3 protein-coding genes are annotated in these 2,157 nt (G+C 35.3%); all 3 read left to right on the top strand.

The window, feature by feature from the left end; all coding sequences use genetic code 11:
- Positions 1 to 1,042, top strand: a 1,042-nt coding sequence (locus AB1414_19705; protein ID MEW6609640.1) for a putative manganese transporter, incomplete at its 5' end; no start/stop codon positions are given.
- A 4-nt stretch (positions 1,043 to 1,046) separates the two neighbouring features.
- The gene (gene def / locus AB1414_19700) at positions 1,047 to 1,571 is read left to right on the top strand and encodes a peptide deformylase (protein MEW6609639.1); all 525 of its coding nucleotides are present in this window, start codon (positions 1,047 to 1,049) and stop codon (positions 1,569 to 1,571) included.
- The coding region (locus tag AB1414_19695; protein ID MEW6609638.1) for a radical SAM protein at positions 1,568 to 2,157 on the top strand (590 nt) is incomplete at its 3' end. The genes def and AB1414_19695, both read left to right, overlap by 4 nt.

The following is a 2,157-nucleotide window of genomic DNA, read 5'->3' as shown; positions in this document are numbered from 1 at the left end:
GGAAATTATAATGGAAATAGTAACTCACACACTAAATCATAGCTTGTTGATAACCGCCTTTGTTTTTGTGATGATGATGCTTGTGGATTATATTGAGGTTTTAACTCAAGGCAAGATGAGTCTCCTTATAAAAGGTGGTTATTGGAGGAAATATATAATCTCTTCGGCATTAGCCTCAACACCAGGTTGTCTGGGGGCATTTATGAATGTCTCTTTTTATGTTCATGGGTTTTTAAGTTTTGGTGCATTGGCAGGTGGAATGATTGCCGCCTCTGGTGACGAAGCATTTGTCATGCTGACTATGTTTCCAAAACAAGCATTACTTCTATTTGTCATTCTTTTTATCTTAGGCATTATCTCAGGTTGGATAGTAGATAAACTTATACCTATTTTAAAGATTAAGTCCTCTCAGATATGCGAACTTTCAGAACTGCACTTAGAAAAAGAATGTAAAATTCCTGATGTCCGGGGCATAATTGAACACTTTAGAAATATTTCATTTACAAGATTCCTTTTACTCGCCATATTTTTAATGATAATTACTTACGGGTTAGGGGGAGGAATGATTGAGGATGAAAATGAACCCTGGGTAAAGATGGTATTTATCTTGTTAGCTGTATTATCTACTGCCATTGTTATTAGTGCTCCAGACCACTACTTAGAAAAGCATATCTGGAATCATCTGGTTAAAAAACATCTGTGGCGAGTATTTTTATGGACATTTTTTACGCTTTTAGCCGTGGATATGGGACTTAAATTTTGGGACATCGAGGCTTTTATTAAAACTAATATATTCTGGGTACTCCTCATTGCGGCTTTAGTTGCCTTAGTTCCAGAATCCGGTCCTCATCTTATCTTTGTGATGATGTTTGCAAAAGGAATTATCCCTTTTTCCGTCCTTCTAACAAGTTCTATAATTCAGGATGGTCATGGGATGTTACCACTTCTATCTTATACCATAAAAGATGCCTTATGGATAAAATTGATTAATTTTGTCATTGGTTTATTTTGTGGTTTAATCCTTTATCTGGTAGGTTTTTAATATTATGGCTATTTTACCAATAAAAGTATATCCTGACCCTATCCTCCATAAAAAGGCGAAAGAGATAACTAAAATAAGAAAAAGAACATTAAATTTAATCAATAATATGATTGAAACAATGTATGCGGCAAATGGTATTGGACTGGCGGCTAATCAAGTGGGGGTTTTGCACCGTATTATCATTATGGATACCAGCCAAAATGAAAAAGATAAAAACCATCATAATCCTGTTGTGCTGATTAATCCGGAGATTTTATCTTGCGAAGGAGAAAATGTCGGGGAAGAAGGATGCCTGAGTTTTCCTGAAATAAGGGTGGAAATAAGAAGGGCAACGCAAGTAAGAGCGAAGGCTTTGAATGTTAATGGTGAAACCATAGAAATAGAGGCGACAGGATTACCCTCTCGAGTCCTTCAACACGAAATTGACCATCTCAATGGAATAGTTTTTATCGACCGTATGGAAAAACAAACACGGGAATCCCTTAAAAATCAACTGGAAATGCTAAAGAAGAGGAAAGTCTCTACATGAAATTTAAATATATCTATGGCCCTGTGGCTTCCTGGAGATTAGGCAATTCTCTGGGAATAGATTTGCTTTCGCAGAAGGAGAAGATATGTAATTTTGACTGCTGTTATTGTCAGATTGGAAGGAATTTAAAATACCTTACCCAAAGGAAATTATATGTTTCCACACAAGAGATAATTGAAGAAATAAAAAGATTACCTGATTGTCAGATAGATTATATTACTTTTTCTGGTAGAGGTGAATCTACACTCGCCATAAATTTAAGTGAAACAATAACTGCAATAAAAAAACTCCGAAAAGAACCTATTGCCGTTTTAACTAATTCAACCTTAATCAATAAAGTTGATGTCCGTCAGGAATTAACATTGGCAGATTTCGTTATTCTCAAATTAGATGCCTTTTCACAGGAAACACTTGAATTAATAAATAACCCCGCCAGAGGAATTAAATTTGATGAGATTTATAATGGCATAAGGGCTTTTAGAGAAGAATATCGAGGGAAATTAGCACTTCAAATTATGTTTATTGATGAGAATAAGAATAGTGCCCGGAGATTATTTCAATTAGCCCGAGAAATCCAACCAGACCA

Source organism: bacterium, assembly GCA_040755795.1.
Classification (GTDB): Bacteria; UBA9089; CG2-30-40-21; order CG2-30-40-21; family SBAY01; genus JBFLXS01.
This window is presented reverse-complemented; position numbering and strand designations above follow the sequence as displayed.